The sequence below is a fragment of the Streptomyces sp. AN091965 genome (assembly GCF_022698285.1).
In the GTDB taxonomy this organism is placed as follows: Bacteria; Actinomycetota; Actinomycetes; order Streptomycetales; family Streptomycetaceae; genus Streptomyces.
The window spans coordinates 1,490,426-1,510,985 of the sequence record NZ_JALDMY010000001.1 but is presented as its reverse complement, the minus strand read 5'-3'; the positions used below and the strand labels follow the sequence as shown (position 1 = coordinate 1,510,985).

The 20,560-nt window shown below is 73.8% G+C and carries 16 protein-coding genes and 1 pseudogene; 9 read left to right on the top strand and 8 right to left on the bottom strand.

All coding sequences use genetic code 11. The annotated features are described in order from the left end of the window. The first annotated feature begins 74 nt into the window (after nt 1–74). Nucleotides 75–686, top strand: coding sequence for a TetR/AcrR family transcriptional regulator (locus MQV74_RS05750; protein WP_242714934.1), 612 nt, complete (start codon nt 75–77; stop codon nt 684–686). Nucleotides 687–737: 51 nt separating this feature from the next. After that, nucleotides 738–1,382 (top strand): dihydrofolate reductase family protein, encoded by a 645-nt coding sequence (locus tag MQV74_RS05745; RefSeq protein ID WP_242714933.1) that lies wholly within the window; start codon nt 738–740, stop codon nt 1,380–1,382. Between the two features lie 64 nt (nt 1,383–1,446). On the opposite strand, the gene MQV74_RS05740 is transcribed toward MQV74_RS05745, so the two are convergent. After that, entirely contained in the window at nt 1,447–1,803 is a 357-nt protein-coding gene (locus tag MQV74_RS05740) for a MerR family transcriptional regulator (RefSeq protein WP_242714932.1), read from the bottom strand. A 93-nt stretch (nt 1,804–1,896) separates the two neighbouring features. Here MQV74_RS05740 and MQV74_RS05735 point away from each other — a divergent pair, with 93 nt between their 5' ends. Beyond that, nucleotides 1,897–2,151 carry a thioesterase domain-containing protein gene (locus tag MQV74_RS05735; RefSeq protein WP_242714931.1) on the top strand — a complete coding sequence of 85 codons (255 nt, stop codon included), beginning with the start codon at nt 1,897–1,899 and terminating at the stop codon, nt 2,149–2,151. Here MQV74_RS05735 and MQV74_RS05730 read toward each other — a convergent pair. Beyond that, nucleotides 2,141–2,557: a VOC family protein gene (locus MQV74_RS05730; protein WP_242714930.1), complete on the bottom strand. Its 417-nt coding sequence runs from the start codon at nt 2,555–2,557 to the stop codon at nt 2,141–2,143. The genes MQV74_RS05735 and MQV74_RS05730 overlap by 11 nt on opposite strands. 82 nt (nt 2,558–2,639) lie before the next feature. On the opposite strand from MQV74_RS05730, the gene MQV74_RS05725 reads away from it, so the two are divergent. Continuing rightward, nucleotides 2,640–3,248, top strand: coding sequence for a TetR/AcrR family transcriptional regulator (locus MQV74_RS05725; protein ID WP_242714929.1), 609 nt, complete (start codon nt 2,640–2,642; stop codon nt 3,246–3,248). Here MQV74_RS05725 and MQV74_RS05720 read toward each other — a convergent pair. Then, nucleotides 3,245–4,267, bottom strand: coding sequence for a proline racemase family protein (locus MQV74_RS05720; protein ID WP_242714928.1), 1,023 nt, complete (start codon nt 4,265–4,267; stop codon nt 3,245–3,247). The two genes, MQV74_RS05725 and MQV74_RS05720, sit on opposite strands and share 4 nt — an antisense overlap. Before the next feature lie 218 nt (nt 4,268–4,485). Here MQV74_RS05720 and MQV74_RS05715 point away from each other — a divergent pair, with 218 nt between their 5' ends. From MQV74_RS05715 to MQV74_RS05700, 4 genes are all read left to right on the top strand, one after another. Further along, the gene (locus MQV74_RS05715) at nt 4,486–7,218 is read left to right on the top strand and encodes a discoidin domain-containing protein (protein WP_242714927.1); all 2,733 of its coding nucleotides are present in this window, start codon (nt 4,486–4,488) and stop codon (nt 7,216–7,218) included. Between the two features lie 639 nt (nt 7,219–7,857). Beyond that, a complete protein-coding gene (locus tag MQV74_RS05710) occupies nt 7,858–9,054 on the top strand; it encodes a DUF11 domain-containing protein (protein ID WP_242714926.1) in 1,197 nt (398 codons plus the stop codon). After that, nucleotides 9,051–11,135 (top strand): hypothetical protein, encoded by a 2,085-nt coding sequence (locus MQV74_RS05705; protein ID WP_242714925.1) that lies wholly within the window; start codon nt 9,051–9,053, stop codon nt 11,133–11,135. Before MQV74_RS05710 ends, MQV74_RS05705 begins: the two co-directional genes overlap by 4 nt. Before the next feature lie 87 nt (nt 11,136–11,222). Beyond that, nucleotides 11,223–13,337, top strand: a complete 2,115-nt coding sequence (locus MQV74_RS05700) for a COG1361 S-layer family protein (RefSeq protein WP_242714924.1) — start codon at nt 11,223–11,225, stop codon at nt 13,335–13,337. Nucleotides 13,338–13,414: 77 nt separating this feature from the next. On the opposite strand, the gene MQV74_RS05695 is transcribed toward MQV74_RS05700, so the two are convergent. The 3 genes from MQV74_RS05695 to MQV74_RS05685 all read right to left on the bottom strand — a co-directional run bounded on the left by MQV74_RS05695 (nt 13,415) and on the right by MQV74_RS05685 (nt 15,810). Continuing rightward, nucleotides 13,415–14,695, bottom strand: coding sequence for a CynX/NimT family MFS transporter (locus tag MQV74_RS05695; RefSeq protein ID WP_242714923.1), 1,281 nt, complete (start codon nt 14,693–14,695; stop codon nt 13,415–13,417). A 24-nt stretch (nt 14,696–14,719) separates the two neighbouring features. After that, complete coding sequence (locus MQV74_RS05690) at nt 14,720–15,505, bottom strand: FadR/GntR family transcriptional regulator (protein ID WP_242714922.1); 786 nt, start codon at nt 15,503–15,505, stop codon at nt 14,720–14,722. A gap of 83 nt (nt 15,506–15,588) precedes the next feature. Further along, nucleotides 15,589–15,810, bottom strand: coding sequence for a hypothetical protein (locus MQV74_RS05685; RefSeq protein WP_242714921.1), 222 nt, complete (start codon nt 15,808–15,810; stop codon nt 15,589–15,591). A gap of 141 nt (nt 15,811–15,951) precedes the next feature. On the opposite strand from MQV74_RS05685, the gene MQV74_RS05680 reads away from it, so the two are divergent. Further along, nucleotides 15,952–18,912, top strand: a complete 2,961-nt coding sequence (locus tag MQV74_RS05680; protein ID WP_242714920.1) for an NACHT domain-containing protein — start codon at nt 15,952–15,954, stop codon at nt 18,910–18,912. On the opposite strand, the gene MQV74_RS05675 is transcribed toward MQV74_RS05680, so the two are convergent. Both MQV74_RS05675 and MQV74_RS05670 read right to left on the bottom strand, forming a co-directional pair. Beyond that, nucleotides 18,840–19,745: an alpha/beta fold hydrolase gene (locus tag MQV74_RS05675; RefSeq protein WP_242714919.1), complete on the bottom strand. Its 906-nt coding sequence runs from the start codon at nt 19,743–19,745 to the stop codon at nt 18,840–18,842. The genes MQV74_RS05680 and MQV74_RS05675 overlap by 73 nt on opposite strands. Before the next feature lies 1 nt (nt 19,746). After that, nucleotides 19,747–20,559: pseudogene (locus tag MQV74_RS05670) on the bottom strand (FAD-dependent monooxygenase). Between the last annotated feature and the right edge of the window lies 1 nt (nt 20,560).

The window sequence follows — 20,560 nt, the reverse complement described above, 5'->3', positions numbered from 1 at the left end:
CACAAAAGCACACTCGTACAATAAGTGCAACGACACAACTTTTAGGATCGGTGGTTTTTCTCTACGATGTCGACATGACTGCAACCGTGGGGCGCCGCGAGCGCAAGAAGGCCGCCACCCGCCGGGCACTCGCCGACACCGCCCTGACCCTGTTCCTCGACCGTGGCTACGACCACGTCACCATCCGCGACATCGCGGACGCCGTGGACGTGTCGACCACCACGCTGCTCAAGTACTTCCCCGTCAAGGAGGCGCTGGTCTTCGACGAGGACGCCGAGCAGGAGGCCGGGCTCGTCGCCGCCGTCCGCGACCGGGTGGAGGGCCAGGACATCCCCGCGGCGCTGTGTGCGTACGTCAAGCGGGTGCGCACGGACGCGGGCGGCCGGGGCGAGCGGTTCGCCGCCTTCCTGCGCCTGGTCAACGACACGCCGGCCCTGAGTGAGTACGGGCACCGCATGTGGATGCGCCACCAGGACGCCCTCGCCCGGGCCGTCGCCGAGGCCACCGGCGCTCGGCCCGACGACTACCGCTGCGCCGCCTTCGCCCACTTCGCCCTGGAGGCATCGGCCTTCGCCCTGCGCGCCGACGACCCCGGGCGCGCCCTGGACGCCGCCTTCGCGCTCCTGAGGGACGGCTGGGGGCCGAGCCGGTGCACCGGGGCCGATCCGTCCGGCCGCGGCCGATGAGTTCTGCCGGGCCGGGGAGTCTCCCTTGTGTCGACAACACTGGAGGGACCCATGGGTCAGCTGTTGAGAGTGCAGAACTTCAACGTCTCGCGGGACGGATTCGGCGCCGGGGAGAACCAGAGCCTGGAGCGGCCGTTCGGTGACGCCGACCCCGGGGAGATGTTCGCCTGGGCCGGAGCCACGGCGAGCTGGCCGATGCGCACGGCCCCCGGCGGGAGCCGCGGCCTGGACGACTACTTGACGCGGGACTACGCGCGCAACATCGGCGCCGAGATCATGGGCCGCAACAAGTTCGGGCCCCAGCGCGGGCCCTGGGAGAACCTCGACTGGCGCGGCTGGTGGGGCGACGAACCCCCCTTCCGCACGCCGGTGTTCGTCATGACGCACCACCCGCGCCCTTCGTTCACGCTCTCCGACACCACGTTCCACTTCGTCGACGACGACCCGGCCACCGTCCTGGAGCGGGCGAAGGAGGCGGCGGGCGGCAAGGACGTGCGGCTCGGCGGCGGGGCCACCACCATCAGGGAGTTCCTCGACGCGGGCCTCGTCGACACCCTGCACGTGGCGGTCTCGCAGCGGGACCTCGGGTCCGGCACGCGGCTCTGGAAGTCACCCGACGAACTCCTCGACCGGTACCACCTCGACGTCGTGCCCAGCCCGAGCGGCGTGACGCACCACCTGTTCTGGCGCAGGTGACGCGCGGTTCCTCGGGGCGGCGGCGCGGCGCCGACCGGGGGCGCCCGGGACGCCGGGCGGCGGCTCAGCCGGACGCCGCCTCGATCACCTCGTCCAGGACGTCGCGGGACCGCACCAGGTCGCCGATCATGCGGTTGATGCGGTCCCGCTCCGCGCTGAGCTGGCTCACCAGGAACGGCGTGGCCGTCTCGGAGGGCCCGCCGTCCTTGTCCCGGATGCACGGCAGCAGGTGCACGATCTTCGAGCTGCACAGGCCCGCGGCGAACAGCTCCTGGATGCGGATGACCCGGTCGACCGCGCTGTCCGCGTACGCGCGGTGGCCGCCGGGCGTGCGCTCGGCTGCGAGCAGCCCCTGGTTCTCGTAGTAGCGCAGGGAGCGTTCGCTCACTCCGGTGCGCCGGGACAGTTCGCCGATCCGCATCGTCCACCTCGCTCGCCGTCACCGGTTCGCGCGGCCGCGCGAACCTGACATGGATGACAACTTCCATCCTACGGGGGCGCGGTCACCGCCGGCGTGGGCGGCGACTGCGCCGCGACGCCGTCGGACGTCGCGGCCGGGGCCTTCTCGGTGTGGCGCCCGCACCTGCCCGCGGGCCTGGAACCGGCACCGGAGCCGTATGCGCTCTTCGGGCACAGCTTCGGCGGCCTCGTCGCCCATGAACTCGCCCTGCGGATCGGCGACCACTTCTACCTGTACGCGGAGCCCGCCAGGCTCCTCGCCGACATCGCCGCGGTGGCCGGGGCCGGGCGGGCCGGGTTCAGTCGCTGACGTACTGCGCGGCGAACTCGCCCGCCGGGGCGATGGGGGTGATGACGTCGATCAGGACGCCGTTCGGGTCGGCCACGATGAAGTGGCGCTGCCCGAAGTCCTCGCTGCGCAGGGCGAGTTCGGGGTGCAGGCCGCCGCGGACGACGAGCCGCTCCCACTCCGCGTCCACGTCCTCCACCTCGAAGTTGAGGAGCAGGCCGCGCGCGGGGGTGCGGTAGCCCTCCGGGATCGTCGGGTGGGCGTGGTCGAGCAGGGCCAGTTCGTAGGGCGATTCACCCGGCCGCCTCAGGCTGACGTACCAGTCGGCCTCGAAGGTCGTCTCGAATCCGAGGAGCCGGGTGTAGAAGGCGTGGGACTCCCGCAGCCGGTCGGTGGCGATCACGGGATAGAAGCCGGTCAGTTTCATTGGGACCCCCTGGTTCACATACCATCGGTATGCGAACGAACTTATTCGCATACCATCGGTATGTCAATGTGGTGGAGGGCTGATGGCGGAGCAGGGCATCCGCGCCCGGCAGCGGGAGCACACGCGCGGGCGGCTCGTGGCGGAAGGGCGGCGCCTCTTCGCCGCCCACGGGTACGCGGAGGTGGGCCTCGCGGAGATCGTCCGTTCCGCGGAGGTCACCAAGGGCGCGCTGTACCACCACTTCACGGACAAGGCCGACCTCTTCCGCGCGGTCCTGGAGGAGGTGCAGCGGGAAGTGGGCCGCCGCGTCGCCGAAGCCGCCGACGCGCACGACGCCCCCTGGGCCCGGCTCACGGCCGGCTGCCGGGCGTTCCTCGCCGCGACCGCCGACCCCGACGTCCAGCGCGTCATGCTCGTCGACGGGCCCGCGGTGCTCGGCTGGAGCGCGTGGCGGGCCACGGACGAAGCCGCTTCCGGCCGCCACCTCGACGACGTCCTCGCCGAGCTCGTCGACGGCGGAGTGCTGAGCCCCCAGCCCGTCGCCCCGCTGTCCCACCTGCTGTCGGGCGCGATGAACGAGGCGGCCCTGTGGCTGGCGTCGTCGCGGGACCCGGAGGACCTGACCCGCACCCAGGCCGCGCTGGAGCGCCTGCTCGACGGACTGCGCGCCGAACCGCGGGAAGGGCCCTAGGGCAGGAACCCCTCCGGCAGCTCGTCGTGCGGGTCGAGGAAGAAGCGGTGCTCGCCCGTGCGGAAGGCCCGCCCTGTGGTCTCGGTGACCGTGCCCCGGTCCGTACGGGAGACCGCGCGGCCGGTGAAGACGGTGCCCGCGATCGACTCGTGGCGCAGCACCTCGTCCGGGGCGAGCAGGCCGTCCTCGGCGAGCAGGGCGAGCCGGGCCGAGGTGCCCGAGCCGCACGGGGAGCGGTCGAACTGTCCGTCGGCGAAGACCGTGACGTTGCGCTGGGCGGGCCCCTCGGGGCGGCGGGGCAGCTCTTCGTGGAGGATGACGCCGTACACGCCGGACAGGTCGGGGCGTACGGGGTCGAGGCTGCCGGGGTGCCCGGCGAGGGCGGACCGGATCTCCTGCCCCGCCGCGACGAGACGGGGCAGCGCCGCGCGGTCCACGGTGAGCCCGAGCGCGGCGGCGGGCACGGAGGCGTAACAGGCCCCGGCGTGCGCGAGATCGACGTCGACGGGGCCCGCGCCGGTGGCGACGCGCACGCCGCGCGCGGTGACCCGGGCGGGCACGTTGCGGAAGGTGACCCCCGTCGTGCGGCCGCCCTCCCGGTGCACGGTGGCGGTGACGCGCCCGGACGGCACGTCGACGCGGACCTGCACGGAGCCGTCGGCGGGCGCGGCCACGATCCCCTCGTCGACGGCCCAGGCGCCGAGCGCCATCGTGCCGTGCCCGCAGGCCGTGGAGTACCCGTCCTTGTGCCAGAACAGGACGCCGAAGTGGGCGCCCTCGTCGTCGGCGGGGACCACGAAGCAGCCGTACATGCCGCAGTGGCCGCGCGGCTCGCGGACCAGCAGCCTGCGGACGTCGTCGAGCGGGCCGCGCCGCGGCGCGGTGGGGGCGCCGCCCGCGCCGACGGCGGTGGCGAAGCGTTCGGCGACGGTGTCGCCGGGGATCGGGGGAAGCCCCTCGCGCACGATGCGGAAGGGCTCGCCGGCGGCGTGGTAGTCGATGGTGCGCACGTCGGTCACAGGTGAACTCCGGGCGTCGGCAGGGGCGTCGGGGGATCCGGGCCCGGGGCAGGCTACCCGCCGCGGGCCCGGAGCTGAACGGGTGCGGCAGGCGGGCCGGATGGCTCAATCTCCGCCTCTTGTCTTAAGGACTTGATTGATGATGCGCGGATATTGACGTGCCTCGTTCACAAAATTTATGGTCCGTGGACCCTCACAGATCACCAAGACGGAGAACAATGACGTACTCCCTGGTCAAGCGGCCCCGCGCCGCCCGTCTGTCCGCGGCGGCACTCGCCGGAGTGCTCCTCGCCGCCGTCCCGCCCACCGCAGGCGCCCAGCAGGAGCGGCGGGACGCCTCCGCCGCCACGCCCGCCGACTGCCGTACGGGCGGGGGCTGGTCCCTCGACAGCACCCGCATCGACCCCAAGGACTCCCACCACGCCTTCGTCGGCAACGGCTACCTGGGACAGCGCGTCGCGCCCAACGGCTCCGGGTACACCGCGTCCGAGGCCAAGACCGGCTGGCCGCTGTACACCCCGCGCTACGACGGCTCCTTCGTGTCCGGCCTGTACGCGCACAACCCGCGCACCGCCGCCGACCGGCAGGCCGTCGCCGCCCTGCCCACCTGGACCCCGCTGACCGTCACCACCGGCGGGGAGCGCGGCGAGACCTTCAACTCTTCGACGCCGCCCGGCCGCGTCTCCGCCTACCGCCAGCGCCTCCTGATGCACTGTGGCCTCGTGCGGACCACCCTCACCTGGACCGCCGCCGACGGCCGCAGGACCGACCTCGTCTACGAGGTCGTCGCCGACCGCGCCGACCCGCACGTCGGCGCCGTACGCCTGCGGATGCGGCCGCACTGGAGCGGCGAGGCGACCGTCACCGACCTGGTCGACGGCCGGGGCGCGCGCCGGGTGCGGCAGACCGGCGGCGGCGACCGGACCGGCGGCGCCCGGCACGGCCGCCCCGGACCGGCCATGGACGTCACCTTCCGCACGGACGGCACCGGGGTCGACGGCGCCGTCGCCTCCACCCTGCGCGCCGGGCACGGCGTGCGGGGCGCCCGGGAGCACAGGGCGTCCCGCGCCCGCGGACTGACCGCGCGGCAGGGCCTCACCCTGCCGGTGCGCGACGGCCGGACCTACGAACTCACCAAGTACGTGGGCGTCGACACCGCCCTGACCTCGCGCGCCCCGCGCGAGGCCGCCACCGCCGCGGCCCGCCGCGCCGCCGACCGGGGCTGGGACGCCCTGCTGCGCGCCCACACCGCCGCCTGGGCCCGTCTGTGGCGCAGCGACATCGAGGTGCCGGGCCGCCGCGACTGGCAGACGTGGGTGCGCTCCGCCCAGTACGGGCTGCTCTCCAGCACCCGCGAAGGCGCCGCGAACAGCATCGCCCCGGCGGGCCTGACCAGCGACAACTACGCGGGCCTCATCTTCTGGGACGCCGAGACCTGGATGTATCCGGGGCTGCTCGCCACCCGGCCCGAGCTCGCGAGGTCCGTGGTCGACTACCGCTACCGCACCCGCGCGGCCGCCCGCGACAACGCCCGCGCCTTCGGCTACAAGGGGCTCTTCTACCCCTGGAACAGCGGCAGTTCGGGCGACCTGGCCAAGGAGTGCCACAGCGTCGACCCGCCGCACTGCCGCACGCAGATCCACCTCCAGTCCGACGTCTCCCTGGCGACCTGGCAGTACTACCTGGCCACCAAGGACACCACCTGGCTGCGCGAGCGCGGCTGGCCGGTCCTGAAGGGCATCGCCGAGTTCTGGGCGGGCCGCGTCAGCCGCAACGCCGACGGCAGCTACTCGGTCAAGGACACCGCGGGCCCCGACGAGTACAGCAACGGCGTCGACGACGCGGTGTTCACCAACGCGGGCGCCGTCACCGCCCTGCGCCACGCCACGCGCGCGGCCGCGCTCCTCGGCGAGCGGGCCCCCGCCGCCTGGACGCGGATCGCCGACAGGATCCGCATCCCCTACGACGCCCGGCGCAAGGTCTTCGAGCAGTACGACGGCTACCGGGGCAGCAAGATCAAGCAGGCCGACACGGTGCTCCTGATGTATCCGCTGGAGTGGCGGATGCCCGAGGGCGCGGCGGCCGCCACGCTCGACTACTACGCGCGGCGCACCGACCCCGACGGCCCCGCCATGACGGACTCGGTGCACGCCGTCGACGCCGCCGGGATCGGCGGGCCGGGCTGCGCCACGTACACGTACATGGAGCGCTCCATCAAGCCCTTCGTGCGCGGCCCGTTCGCGCAGTTCTCCGAGGCGCGCGGGGACAAGGCCGGTGCCGAGGACCCGCTGTCGGGCTCGCCCGCCCATGACTTCCTCACCGGCAAGGGCGGCTTCCTGCAGACCTTCACCCAGGGCCTGACCGGCATGCGGATGCGCGAGGACCGGCTCCGCCTCGACCCGACGCTGCCCCCGCAGTTCGGCGAGGGGGTCACGCTGCGCGGTCTGACCTGGCAGGGCCGTACGTTCGACATCGAGCTCGGCGCCCACCGCACGACGGTGCGGCTCACCGGAGGGAAGGCGATGACGCTCGACACGCCGCAGGGGGAGCAGGTCCTCAGCGCGGGCGCCCCGGCCGTCCTCAAGACGCGCCGCCCCGACCTCGTGCCGACCGACAACGCGGCCCTGTGCGCCGCCGCGAAGGCGTCGTCCGAGGAGCCCGGCATGTACGCGGGGGCCGCGGTGGACGGCGACACGGCCACGGCCTGGGTCCCGGACGGGACGACCGGCGCCCTCACGGCGGACCTCGGCGAGCCCGTCCGGGTCGGCGGCGCCACCCCGACGTGGACCGGCGTGACGCCGGTGTCGTACGACGTGGAGGTCTCCCTCGACGGGCGGCACTGGTACCGGACGGACGACTCCCCGCGGCTGGCCCGCTACGTCCGGGTGACAGTGCACGGCGAGCCCGGGGCCAAGGAGCGCCCGGGCATCGCGGAGCTGACTGTGCGTTAGCCGCTGCCGCCTCCCGTCACGATGCGACCCCGGGCCCACGGCCCGGGGTCGCGTCGCGTCACGGGCCACCCCGCTGGGCTGTTCGGTGTCGCCTTCTCACTCGTTCGCATCCCTTGATCATCTCAAAGCGCGAAAAGTCGGATAAACAGATCTTGCGTTTCGGCCGGACCGGAACAGTGCCGCCATTCCGTGCCCGATGTGAAGGGGTCTCCGATGCGACACAACCTCAGACGGCGTGCGGCAGCACGCCGTTGGCCGCGCGGCGCGGTGGCGCTCGCGGCCGGTGCGGCGGCCCTCGTCGCGCCGCCCGCGGCGGCGGTCACGGCGGCCGCCCTCGCCGCGGCACCGGCGCCGTCGGCTGCGGAGTCGGCGGCACCTGGCTCGGCGTCAGGTCCACAGGCGGCTCCGCAGACAGGCCCGGCCTCAGGTCCGCAGACAGGCCCGGGGGCGGGCCCGGCCTCAGCTCCCCGGACCGGCCGGGGCGCAGGCCCGGATGCCGCTGAGGTGCCGCCTTCCGAAGCCGCGCCCCCGCCCTCCGGTGACGCGGCGTCACCGTCGCCGTCGGGGTCCGTGCCCGCGTCCGCCCCGCCGTCACCGGCGGCATCGGCTTCCCCCTCGGGCACGCCCTCCGGTACGCCGGTGCCCTCGGCCTCCGCGCCCGGCAGGGACACGCCGCCGCGGAGCCCGCAGGCCGCGCGCCGCGAGGGTCCGTCGGCACGGCCGTCCGCCGCCGCGCCGCAGGCCGCCTCGCCCGGCGCCCCCGCACGGAAGGGCCCGCCCGCGCACGCCCCGCGCGAGGAGGCCGGGGCGGAGACCACGCCTGCCGCTCCCCGCGCCTCCGCCCCGCCGCCGTCCCCCGGGGCCCGGGAGCGCCGGGGCCGCCCGGCCGCCGCCGCCCGGGCCGACCTGGAGGTCCGGTCGCACCCCGGAGGGCCCGGCCGGCGCGCCGCGGCCCCGGGGCCCGACGGGGTGTACGACTACCGCATCACCGCCGTCAACCACGGCCCGTCGCAGGCCGTCGGCGTCACGGTCCAGGACCGGCTTCCGGCCTCCCTCGTCTTCGTGTCGTCGGCGGACGGCTGCACCGCGAGCGGGCGGACCGTCACCTGCGGCCCGCTGCCGCAGCTCGCCGTCGGCGCGTCCCACACCTGGATCGTGACCGTACGCCTCGCCGACGACTACGAGGGCGACGGCCGCGACATCGTGAACCTGGCCTCGGTGTCCTCGCAGACCCGCGACCCCGACACGAGCAACAACACGACGTCCGTGACCGGCCTGCCGGTCCCGCCGGACTGGGGCCGCGCCGACCTCTCGCTGACCAAGACGGCCGTGCTGCCCGGCGGCCGGGACTGGGTCCGGCCCGGCGAGACCTTCACGTACCGGATCACCGTGCACAACAACGGCCCCGGCACCGCGCGCGGACTGCGGGTGACCGACCCGCTGCCCAAGGGCCTGCACTTCGTCGGCTCCCCGGACGGCTGCGCGCCGGACGACGGCGGGCGCCTGATCGTCTGCCCGGGCCCCGACCGCCTCGCGTCGGGCACCTCCGTCTCGTACGCGCTCACCGTTCGCGTGGCGGCGGCGCAGACCCGCCACTTCGGCAGGATCGAGAACGTCGCCACGGTCACCTCCACGACGAAGGACCCGGACCCGAGCGACAACAAGAACCCGCCGTACACGGTGTACGTCAGGACCGGCGACCACGGCGAACTGCCGGACACCGGCGGTGACGTGCCCGCCTGGCTCGGCTGGGTCGCGGGCGCGGCCGTGACCTGCGGCGGCCTCCTGGTGGCGGCCGTGCGACGCCGTGAGGCGGGGCAGGGGCCGCGGCGATGACGACCTCCCGGCACCCCGCGGGCCCCCGACGGCTCGCCGCCCTGCTGCTCGCGCTCGGCGCCCTGGTAGGTGGGCTGCTCACCTCCACGGCGGCCTCGCACGCGCGGGCGGAGCTGGCCTTCCCGGTCCACGAGAGCTTCGACAACGGCAACGACCTGGGCACCGCCACGGGCAGTGCCTCCTACTCGGGCGGCTGGCTGCGGCTGACCCCGGCCCAGACGACCAGGGCCGGGTCGTGGCAGATGAAGGACTCCTTCCCCACGAGCCTCGGCATCGTCGCGGAGTTCACGTACGCCACCTACGGCGGCAGCACCTTCGACGGCAAGCGGGGCGACGGGCTGGCGTTCTTCCTCGCCGACGGCTCCGCGGCGACCGGGACCGGCGCCACCGGCGGCGCCCTCGGCTACGCCTGCGCCGGCCTCGCGACGCGCTGCACGAGCAGCGGCGTGCCCGGCGCGTTCCTGGGCGTCGGCATCGACGAGTTCGGCAACTTCTCCGCCAGCTCGACCGGGGCGAGCGGCCCCGGCACCCAGGCCAACAAGATCGTGCTGCGCGGCGGCGGCAACGGCACGTCCGGCTACCGCTACGGCACCTCCGCCAGCGGCCCCGGCGGCACCGTCGAGACGGGCAGCCGCAGCAACTTCCGCACCGTGCGCATCACGGTGCAGCCGACGAACGGCAAGCCGCTGGTGTCGGTCTGGTCCGACTCCGGTCCGGGGACCGCGTTCACCAAGCTCATCAGCGACTACGACGTGTCGACCATCACGGGGCAGCCGTCACTGCCGTCCACCCTGCGCGTCGGCTTCTCGGCGGGCACCGGCGGTGCCACGAACAACCACGAGATCGGCGACCTCAAGATCAACGTCCCGACGGACCTCAGCGTCACCAAGACCGGCAAACCCGCCACCGTCGCGGCCGGGAGCAGACCGGTCACGTACACGGTGAAGGTCAGCAACAGCGACGGCAACGCGGTCACCGGCGCGGCCGTCAAGGACGCGGCTCCCGGCCTCACGGACGTGACCTGGGCGTGCACCGCGAGTTCCGGCAGCGCGTGCGGCGCGGCGTCGGGCAGCGGCCCCCTCGACACCACCGCCGACCTGGCCCGCGGCGGCACCGTGACGTACACCGTCACCGGCACCGCCCCCGCGCAGGCGACCATCCTGACCAACACGGCGACGGTCATCGCCCCGGGCAACCGGACCGACACCAACTCCGACGACAACTCCGCCACCGCCTCCACCACCGTGACCGCGCGCGCCGACGCGGCCATCAGCAAGGCGGGGGTGGGGCAGGGCCCGGTGCGCCCCGGCGAGGAGTTCGAGTACCGGATCACGGTCCGGGACAACGGCCCGTCCGACACCACCAATGTGAAGGTCACCGACACCCTCCCGACCGGCCTGACCTTCGTGTCCTCCGGCGACGGCTGTACGGCGTCGGGGCAGGCCGTCACCTGCCCCACCACGGCCAGGCTGGCCACGAGCGCGTCGGTGTCCTGGACGTTCCGCGTCAAGCTCGACGCCGCGTACCAGGGCGACGGCTCCGACCTCGGCAACACCGCGAAGGTCACGCACGACGTCACCGACCCCGACCTCACCAACAACACCAGCGGTGCCGCCCTGCCCCCGGGCGGGGTGCGGGCGCCCGCGGCCGACCTCGCGACCGTCAAGCGCACGACGACCAGCGCGAGCGTGGCGCCCGGCGAGGAGTACGCGTACACGGTGACGGTCACCAACAAGGGCCCGTCCGTCGCGCGCGCCGTGCGGGTCACCGACCCCCTGCCGACCTCGCTCACCTTCGTGTCGTCCGCCGACGCCTGCACGCTCGCGGGCCGCACGGTCACCTGCGGACCGGTCGCGACCCTCGCGCCGGGATCCTCCACGTCGTGGACGTTCCGGGTGCGGCTCAACGCGGACTACAGCGGCGACGGCACGGACGTCCTCAACGTCGCGACGGCGGACGCCGACACCGCCGACCCCGACACCGGCAACAACAGCGGCAGCGCCACCGTGCCCGGCGGCCGGGTCAAGCCGCCGACCGCCGACCTCGAGTTCGGCAAGAAGGCCGAGAACACCCCCGCTTGACGGGTCCCGCCGCGGTGGCGGGACCCCTCCCCTCGCACGTCCGTACAGCGGTGTACGTGACCGGAGCACGAACGGAACCGATGTGAGATGAGTAGGACACGACATCGCCGGCGCGCCCTCGTGGGCGCCGCGGTCGCCGCGCTGATCTGCGTGCTGCCGCAGTGGTCCGGCCAGGACCCGGCCCGGGCGGCCGCGCCGTCCGGACCGGGGGCGAGGGTGACCACACACCTGGGCCGCGCCGTGCCCGCGGTGGGCCGGGACACCCCGCCCGGCGGACTGATCACGTACACGCTGACGGCGAAGAACAACGGGCCGTCCGTGGCCCGCAACGTGACGGCCTCCGACACGCTGCCCGAGGGCATGTCGTTCGTGTCGTCCGCCGACGGCTGCTCGGCCAGCGGCCGCACGGTGACCTGCGGCCCCGAGCCGCAGCTCGGCGTGGGCCAGACCAAGAAGTGGACGTTCCTGGCCCGGCTGAGCTCCTCCTACCAGGGCGACGGCTCGGACCTCGGCAACAGCGCGTCGGGCACGTCGGACTCCACCGACCCGGACCCGGACAACAACAAGCCGGACCCCGTCACCCCGCCGGGCCCGTTCACGCCCGAGTCGGACGTGTCGACGGTGAAGACGGCCCTCGGCACCGGGCCGATCGTGCCCGGCCAGGAGTACGAGTACGAGATCGAGGCCTTCAACGCGGGCCTCTCGGACGCCCGCAACGTGCGCGCCACCGACACGCTGCCCGACGGCGTCTCGTTCGTGTCGTCGGCCGACCCCTGCACGGCGTCCGGACAGACCGTGACGTGCGGGCCGCACGCCAAGCTCACCCCCGGCGCCTCCGTGAAGTGGACGTTCAAGGTCAAGCTGAGCGCCGCCTACCAGGGTGACGGCTCCGACCTGCGCAACACCGCCACGTCGACGTCCGACTCCAAGGACCCCGACCTCACCAACAACACCAGCACGGCGGTCCTCCCGCCCGGCGGTGTCACCGAGCCGCAGGCCGACCTCTGGGCGGGCAAGGAGCCCACGACCTCCACGCCCATCGCACCGGGCGAGACCTTCGAGTACGCCGTGACCGTCACCAACGACGGGCCCTCCCGGGCCCTGAACGCGAAGGCGACGGACACCCTGCCCGCGCGCCTCGCCTTCGTGGGTTCGGCGGACGGCTGCACCGCCTCCGGCCAGACCGTCACCTGCGGTCCGCAGGCCGTCCTCGAACCGGGCGCGTCGAAGACGTGGAAGTTCACCGTCCGGCTCGACACCGAGTACACCGGCGACGGCAGCGACATCAAGAACACCGCGACCGTCTCCTCCGACACGACGGATCCCGTCCCGGGCAACAACAGCGCGGAGGCCGGGGTGCCGGGCAGCAAGGTCAACAAGCCCACGGCCGACCTGGCCGTGACCAAGACCGCCGTCGGCGACACCGCGCCGCGTCCCGGCGAGACCTTCGACTACAAGATCACCGTCACCAACAAGGGCCCGTCGGCCGACGCGTACAACGTCAAGCTCACCGACGCCCTGCCCACGGGCCTGTCGTACGTCTCCTCCTCGCCCGCGGGCTGCACGGTCTCCGGGCAGGTCGTGAACTGCCGGCGGACGACCCCGCTCAAGGTCGGCGAGACCGTGGAGTACACGCTGACGGTGAAGGTGGACCCCGCCTATCACGGAGACGGCAGCGACATCAAGAACACCGCCCACGTCACCGCCGACAACATCGACCCGAGCAGCGACAACGACACCGACACCGCGGGTCCGCCGGACGGCGGGATCGCGGCGCCCGCCGCCGACCTGGCGATCGTGAAGAAGCCCGCCACGGACAAGCCGGTCGCCCCCGGCGAGACCTTCGACTACACGCTGACGGTCACCAACAAGGGCCCGTCCCAGGCCGAACAGGTCCAGGTGTCCGACGTCCTGCCCACGGCGCTGAGCTTCGTCTCCTCGGACGACCCGTGCACCGCGGGCCGCACGGTCACCTGCGGCCCCCTTGCGACCCTGGCCCCCGGGGCCTCGGTCAGCTGGGTGTTCAAGGTGAAGCTCGCCGCCACCTACACCGGTGACGGCGACGACCTCGCCAACACGGCCACCGTGTCGTCGGCGACCAAGGACCCGGTCAGCGACAACAACTCCAGCACCACGGGCCCGCCCGGAGGTAAGGTCACCAAGCCGACGGCCGACCTGGAGGTGACCAAGCAGATTCCCTGACGCTCAGGGAGGTTGAGGTGAAGCCCTGTGGGGCGGGCCGACCGGCCCGCCCCACAGGGCTGTTCTCCGCGAGGCGGCTACGCCGTCCCGCGCACGTGCCGGTCGCGGGCCGCGCCGACGCCCACCACGACCTGGGGGACCAGCAGCACCAGGAGCACCACCACCGGGATCGTCCAGTCGTGGGACGCGTCGTGGACGGCGCCCAGGATGGCGGGGCCGGTGGCGGCGAGGACGTAGCCGAAGCACTGCGCCATGCTGGACAGCTGCGCGACGTGCCGGGCGTCCGGCGCCCGCTGCACGATGAAAAGGAGCGCGAGGCTGATCGCCGCGCCCTGGCCGAGCCCGAGCAGGCTCATCCACACATAGGCGCCGCCGACCGGGGCGGCGAGCACCCCGGCGTACCCGGCCGCGCACAGGAGCGCGCCGAGCGTCGAGAGCAGCGCGGAGCTCAGCCGCCTGCCGACGATCACCGGGGTCACGAACGAGCCCGTGATGCCGAGCAGCGCCGAGAACGACAGCATCCACCCGGCGTCGCCCGCGCTCATCCCGGAGTCCTGGAGCAGCGTCGGCAGCCAGGCCGCGGCGGCGTAGTAGTTCAGCGACTGCAGCCCCATGTACGCGGTGACCTGCCAGGCCAGGGGCGAGCGCCACAGGCCGCGCACCGGGTGCGCCGCCTGCCGGGCCGCCGCCGCGGCGACGCGGGTGCGCGAGCGCACCTGCGGCAGCCACACCACGAGGGCGAGCAGCGCGAGCGCGCCCCAGCACGCCAGCGTGGTCCGCCAGTCCATGCCCGAGGCGTCCCGCACCGGCAGGGTGACCCCGGCCGCGAGCGCGGCGCCGCCGAACAGCGACATCGAGTACAGGCCCGTCATCAGGCCCGCCCGCCCCGGGAAGTCCCGCTTGATCAGGCCGGGCAGGAGCACGTTGGCGACGGCGATGCCCGCGCCGATGACGACCGTGCCGGCGAACAGGGCGAGCACCGAGTCCACCATGCGCAGCGCGGTGCCCGCGCAGATCAGCGCCATGGTGCCGAGCAGGGAGCGCTCCATGCCGAAGCGGCGGCCGAGGCCGGGCGCGACCGGCGCGAGCAGCCCGAAGCACAGCAGGGGCAGCGCCGTGAGCAGGCTGGTGGCCGTGGCCGACATGCCGCTGTCGTCGCGGATGACGTCCGCGAGGGGGGAGACGGCGACGAGCGCGGGGCGCAGGTTCAGGGCGAGCAGGACGACGCCGAGACCGAGGTACAGCGCGCGGCGCCCGGTGACGCCGGGCGGGCCCGGCGGGGCCTGGCCGGGGGCCGTGTCGGTGGTGTCGTCGTCCCGCGCCACGGTGGCCGTGGCGGCGGGCGCTTCCCTGCGCATGCCGTGTCTCCTGGGGGTGGGGTGTCAGTGGGTGGGTGCGGTGGCGGTGGCGTTCGCGCCGCCGGTGCCGTTCGTGCCGTGGCCGTCGCCGCTGTGCTCGTCGCCGCCGTGGTCGTCCAGCGGCTGCTCGCGCAGCGCGGCCATGCCCTCGGCGAGATGGGCGAGCACGGCGGACTCGGCCGCGGCGGGGTCCCGCGCCTCGATCGCGTCGAGGATCGCCTGGTGGGCGCCGATCTGGTGGCGTACGGAGTCGGGGACCGGGGCGCCGACCACCGACTGGAGGGTGGAGCGCATCCCGTCGCTGAGGTGCCCGTACAGATCGGCGAGGACGCTGTTGTGGGCGGCGGCAGCCACCGCGCGGTGGAAGGTCATGTCCGCGTCGATGAACGCCTCGATGTCCCCGGCCTCCCAGGCCCGGCCGCGCTCGGCGAGCGCCGTCCGCAGCGCGTCGAGGTCCTCCGGGGTGCGGCGCTCGGCCGCGTACCGGGCGGCGTCCCGCTCCAGGGAGGCCCGCACCTCGTACGCCTCCAGGACGCCCGCCCTGCGCAGCCGCCGCTGCACGGCCGCGCCGAGGTCGCTGCTCGCGCGCACATAGGTGCCGTCGCCCTGGCGGGGTTCGAGCATCCCGGTGTGCACCAGGGCGCGGACGGCCTCCCGCACGGTGTTGCGGCCGACGGAGAGCTGCTCCACGAGCTGCGGCTCGGCCGGGATTTTCGCCCCGACCGGCCACTCGCCGTCGGCGATGAGGCTCTCCATCTGGGCGATGACGAGATCGACGAGGTTGGTCCGTGCGGTGGTGCGCAGCGGCATCGGTCGGGGCCTCTCTGCCGAACGGTTTCGTGGACGTACGTCTCTCTGGATGCCAAACATGGGAACATCCCATGTTTGGGGTGTCAAGCGACCGGGCCCACCCACGGCAGGCACAGCGCGAGCAGCGCGGTGGCCAGGGTGAGGGTCGTGCCGAAGGCGGCACCCGCGCGCAGCAGGGCCGCGGGCAGGGAGGCGCCGTCCCAGCGGGCGAGCAGCGCGGTGGCGACGGCGGCGAGGACCGCGACGAGCACCGCCGCGACCACCGAGAGGGCGAGCAGGGCCCAGGGAGCCGGGGTGGAGGTCATGGGGGAGGTTCCTTCCGGAGGAGGCGGATGTCCGCGATGTTCGACGGAAAGGAAGATGCCCGAAGTCCCGTACGACAACGTTCGGTTGGACCAAGATGAACGGGTCCGAACGACGAGGGGGCGCTGTCCGTGGAGGGGCCGGTGGGGGCGAGCGAGGACGGTACGGAACCGCTGGCGGATCTGAAGGGGAGGCTGCGGAACCTGCGCGCGCGGCGGCGCCTCTCCATGATCACGCTGTCCCGCCGGGCCGGGCTCGGGCGCACGACCGTGAGCCAGGCCCTGAACGGGACGGGGGTGCCGAGCGACGCGACGGTGGCAGCCCTCGCCGCCGCGCTCGGCGCCGACCCGGAGGAACTGCTACGGCTCCGGGACCGGGCGGTGCCGCCTCCCGCGCCGGTGGAGGCCCCCGCCGCGGACGGCTCTCGCGGTGCTGAGGAGCGGTTCGAGGCCTGGTACCGGAGCTACGTCGCCCACCGGTACGGGAAGCTCTCGGTGATCGGCCTCGACCTGTCACGGCCGGAGCGCAACTGCTGGCCGTTGGACGCCGCTTACCTCAGCCTGGAGTTCGCCACGCTCACCCACGGTCTGCCCCCGGGCGCCCTGGCCGGTGGCCGCGTCGACGGGGCCGCGGTGAGCGTCGAGCGGGCCGAGCAGGCCCTCGCGGGACGCCCGCGGACCCTCGTGCGCGGCCTCGCGGGCAGCGGCAAGACCACCCTGGTGCAGTGGCTCGCGGTCGCCACGGCCCGCCGCGAACTGCCCGTCGAACTCGCCCACTTGACGGACCGCCTGCCCTTCGTGCTGCCCCTGCGGACCCTGGTCCGGCGTGGTCGACTGCCCGCCCCGCACGAGTATCTGGCCGCCACGGGCTGCCCCCGCGAGGGCGCCCAGCCGCCCGGCTGGGCCGACCGGGTCCTCCTGGACGGGCGGGGGCTGCTGCTCGTCGACGGCCTCGACGAGGTGCCCCAGGCCCAGCGCGCCCGGACCCGGCAGTGGCTGCACGAACTGCTCGCGGCCTACCCGCGCGCGGCGTACGTGGTGACGACCCGGCCCTCCGCCGTGCCCGAGGGCTGGCTCGCCGACGGCGGCTTCGCCGAGCTGACCGTGCGGCCGATGGGCGGCCGGGACGTGGCGGTGTTCGTGACCCGCTGGCACGACGCGGCCGCCGCCGATCTCGCGAGCCCGCAGGAGCGCGCCCACCTGGCCGCGCTCGGGGAGTCCCTCAAGGACACCGTGCGCTCCCAGCGCGAGCTGTCCCGGCTGACCGCCACGCCGCTGCTGTGCGCCCTGGTCTGCGCGCTCCACCGCGACCGGCGCGGCCATCTGCCGCACGGCCGCATGGAGTTGTACGACGCCGCCCTGTCCATGCTGCTGCACCGGCGCGACCGCGAACGCGACATCGACGCCCCCGAGGGCCTCTGCCTCACCGAGCACCAGAGCGTCCAGATCCTGCAGCGCCTCGCCTACTGGCTCATCCGCAACGGCCAGGACGAACTCGACCAGGACACCGCCGTCGACCTCATCGGCGACGCGCTGCCCGCGATGCCGCACGTCGGTCGGCAGGCGGACGCGCGAGGTGTCCTCACCCACCTCCTCGCCCGCTCCGGCCTGCTCCGCCGGCCCAGCGCGGACACGGTCGACTTCATCCACCGCACCTTCCAGGACTACCTCGGCGCCAAGGCCGCCGTCGAGGCGCGCGACCTTCCGCTCCTCGTCCGCAACGCCCACGACGACCGCTGGGAGGACGTCCTCCGCATGGCCGTCGCCCACGCCCGCCCCGCCGAACGCGCCACCCTCCTCCGCCGCCTGATCGCCCGCGGCGACCGCGTGGCGAAGCACCGGGTGCGGCTGCACTTGTTGGCTACGGCTTGCCTGGAGTACGCGACAGAGCTGGATCCGGCGGTGCGGGAGGACGTGCGTCGGCGAACGGAGGGCTTGCTGCCGCCGCGCAGCAGGGCCGAAGCGGCGGTGCTGGCCGAGGCCGGTCCTGTCATCCTGGACCTGCTTCCCGGGCCGGAGGGTCTGGAGGACGACGAGGCGAAGGCGGTCGTCCTCACCGCTGGGAGAATCGGGGGCGACGCGGCTCTCACGGTGATGAAGCGGTTTCGTGCCAGTGCCGTTGACGGCGTGCGAACTGCGTTGGAGGCAAGTTGGCACAGCTTTGACGCCAGCGACTACGCCCAGGAAGTCCTGAGCCACCTGCCCGGCTTCGACCTCCTGCCCATCCGCTCGGTTGAGCAGCTCGCTGTGCTGCGCACGCTGGCAGCGCCCCGGAGTATCTCCATTCAGGGTGACTTCCCGGGGCGTGACATTGCCGAGGCGGTCACACCGGAAAAGCTCCGTTGGCTGAACATCGCGCGCAACTCCGAACTGCGAGATGTGGAGTTCCTCCGTGCTCTCCCTTGCCTGAACCATGTGGGCCTGATCAATTGCAGCAACCTTGCGAACTTTTCCGCGCTGGCTCATACGGACATCACCGGCTTCTACCTTGGCGGAGAACGTACACAGTTGCTGGAGGTGCTCCGCCATCTGCCGAAGGTGGGGTACCTGGGGCTCAACGTGGACCTGAAGCCCGGAGACCTTCGGACGCTACCGATCCATGCCGGTCTCACAGACCTCATGCTGGGGAGGAGGGCCCGTACGGGCCTCGATACCCTGGACGGGATCGATCGTTGGGCGAACCTGTCCACCTTGAACCTGTGCGACGCTTTCGAAGGAATACATCTGGTGGCGTCACTCGGCCACCTGAATCGCCTCATGCTGCAAACCGAATCCGGACTGGCCATGCTCGCGCAGCTTCCGCCGTCGCCGCAGATCCGGAGCCTGATGCTGAACGGCGCTGAGGGCGTCGACGACCTCGCGTGCGTACGAACGGCTCTGCCCAACCTGACAACGTTGGAAATCCACTGCTGGAACAGGCACTGCAACGTCGACCTCACCGCCCTGCGCGGCATGCCGGACCTGACCGTCACCATCGACGACGCGGACGAAGTGATCGGCACCGAACACTTCCCACCCGGCGCCGTCACCCGCTACCCCCGCCCCCGTACGAACCCCCGAAGCACCCCCCGTACCACTTCCGGTTGCTCCAGCCAAGGCTCATGACCCGCACCAGCGACCCGAGTCAGCGGTACGTCGAGCCGGAGGGCCAGGGACTCCAGGGCCGACAGGGGGCGGGGGTCGAGGGCGCCGCCGAGGAGCTCGGCCCGGGTGGGGAGGCAACCGCGCAGGGCGTCGACGTGGAGGTCGAGCGGATCCGCGCGCCCCGCCTCGCCGAGTTCGCGGTTCATGGCCCAGTTGACGGGGCGGCGCAGCCGGGCACCGTGCGCGGCCCAGGGCCAACCGCGGTCGGGGTCGGCGTGGTCGGTGAACCAGGAGAGCGTGAGCAGCTCGACTTCCTGGGCCTCCGTGCGGTGGGGCTCCTGCTGGAGTACGGACAGCCGTTCCCGCTGGGCCGGGGTCATGCGGTGGGCGCGCGCCGCGCGGTAGTCCGTACGCCAGTCGCCGACGAACGGTCCGCACATCAGCAGCATCGCGGCCACCCGCCCCGGGTGGGCCAGACAGAACCGGCTGGCGAGGTCGGTGCCGTAGGAGTGCCCGATGAGCACGGCTGACGGCGCGGACCAGGCGTCGAGCAGTTCGGCGAGGTCGGCGACGTGCCGGGCGAGCGTGTGGCGGCCCTGCCACGGGGAGCGGCCCGTGCCGCGCTGGTCGTAGCGGTAGACGGGGGCGAGGTCCGCGATCGACGTGGCGACGGGGCCCAGGTAGTCGGGCAGGCCGGGGCCGCCGTGCAGCAGGACGACGGGGGGCTGCGGGGCCCGGTCGCCCTGCGCCTGCGGGGCCTGGTCGCCCTGCGCCTGCCCGGCCCGGTCGCCCTGCACCCGCCAGTGGATGTGCGCCGCGTCGCTCATCCGCGCGAGGCCCTGTCGCTCCGTCAACTCAGCTCCCTAGTGCGGTGATCAGCTCCAACACGGCCTGGCCCGCTCCGTTCTCGAAGTCGATCCCGTGGTCGTCCTCGCCGTCAACAGGGGTGGGCTCGGCGCTTCGGGTGAACATGGCCGGTTTGTACGCGCTGCGCACGGCCTCGATGTCGTCGGGGTGCGCGGCGATGGCCCGGCCGAGGTCGGCGCCGTCGAGCAGGGTCACCCCGGGCACCCGGTCCCAGCGGTGCGCGTGCGGCAGGGCGTGGAGGGGGGCGCAGGACCGGCGCGACGTCGCCGGCGGTGATGAGCGCCGTGAGTTCAGGAGCCCAGCCGTCGAACTTCCGCGCGATCCGTGCGGCGGCCCCGGCGGCGTCGGTGAAGTCGATGGCGGCGAACCACTCCTGCGGCTCGGTGAGGCCCGCGCAGGCGTGGAGCGTGCCGCCCCTCGCCGAGGGCGCGGGCGCCGCTCACCTTGTCCCCCCCACCGGACGGTGCCCGCCGGGAGTGAGTCGAGCAGGACCTGCCGCAGCTCGCCGCGCTGCACCTCGGGGCGGCCGCCCGTGCCGTCGTCGCCGGCCTCGCCCTGGACGGTCCCGTCGGGGCCGAGGATCCGCATGGCCTGGCGGCCCTTGAGGACGATGCCCTGGAGGGCGGCGGTGAGGGCGATCTGGCCGTTGTAGTCGTGGATGTCGAGCAGTCCGCCCTGCGCGCGGGCGGCGGGGGAGGGCTCCGCCTCGTGGACGGTGGCCGGGATGCCGTGCAGGTGCAGGACGCGGGCCAGGGTGAGCCGCCGACGGGCCGCCGACAGTGCGCCTACAGACCCCGACAGC

Coding starts and splice junctions, on each gene's coding strand:
- MQV74_RS05690 (WP_242714922.1), bottom strand. CDS start 15,505: ATGCCGCTGCGCACCACCGCACGGACCAACCTCGTCGATCTCGTCATC.
- MQV74_RS05745 (WP_242714933.1), top strand. CDS start 738: ATGGGTCAGCTGTTGAGAGTGCAGAACTTCAACGTCTCGCGGGACGGA.
- MQV74_RS05715 (WP_242714927.1), top strand. CDS start 4,486: ATGACGTACTCCCTGGTCAAGCGGCCCCGCGCCGCCCGTCTGTCCGCG.
- MQV74_RS05730 (WP_242714930.1), bottom strand. CDS start 2,557: ATGAAACTGACCGGCTTCTATCCCGTGATCGCCACCGACCGGCTGCGG.
- MQV74_RS05695 (WP_242714923.1), bottom strand. CDS start 14,695: ATGCGCAGGGAAGCGCCCGCCGCCACGGCCACCGTGGCGCGGGACGAC.
- MQV74_RS05685 (WP_242714921.1), bottom strand. CDS start 15,810: ATGACCTCCACCCCGGCTCCCTGGGCCCTGCTCGCCCTCTCGGTGGTC.
- MQV74_RS05725 (WP_242714929.1), top strand. CDS start 2,640: ATGGCGGAGCAGGGCATCCGCGCCCGGCAGCGGGAGCACACGCGCGGG.
- MQV74_RS05700 (WP_242714924.1), top strand. CDS start 11,223: ATGAGTAGGACACGACATCGCCGGCGCGCCCTCGTGGGCGCCGCGGTC.
- MQV74_RS05705 (WP_242714925.1), top strand. CDS start 9,051: ATGACGACCTCCCGGCACCCCGCGGGCCCCCGACGGCTCGCCGCCCTG.
- MQV74_RS05740 (WP_242714932.1), bottom strand. CDS start 1,803: ATGCGGATCGGCGAACTGTCCCGGCGCACCGGAGTGAGCGAACGCTCC.
- MQV74_RS05750 (WP_242714934.1), top strand. CDS start 75: ATGACTGCAACCGTGGGGCGCCGCGAGCGCAAGAAGGCCGCCACCCGC.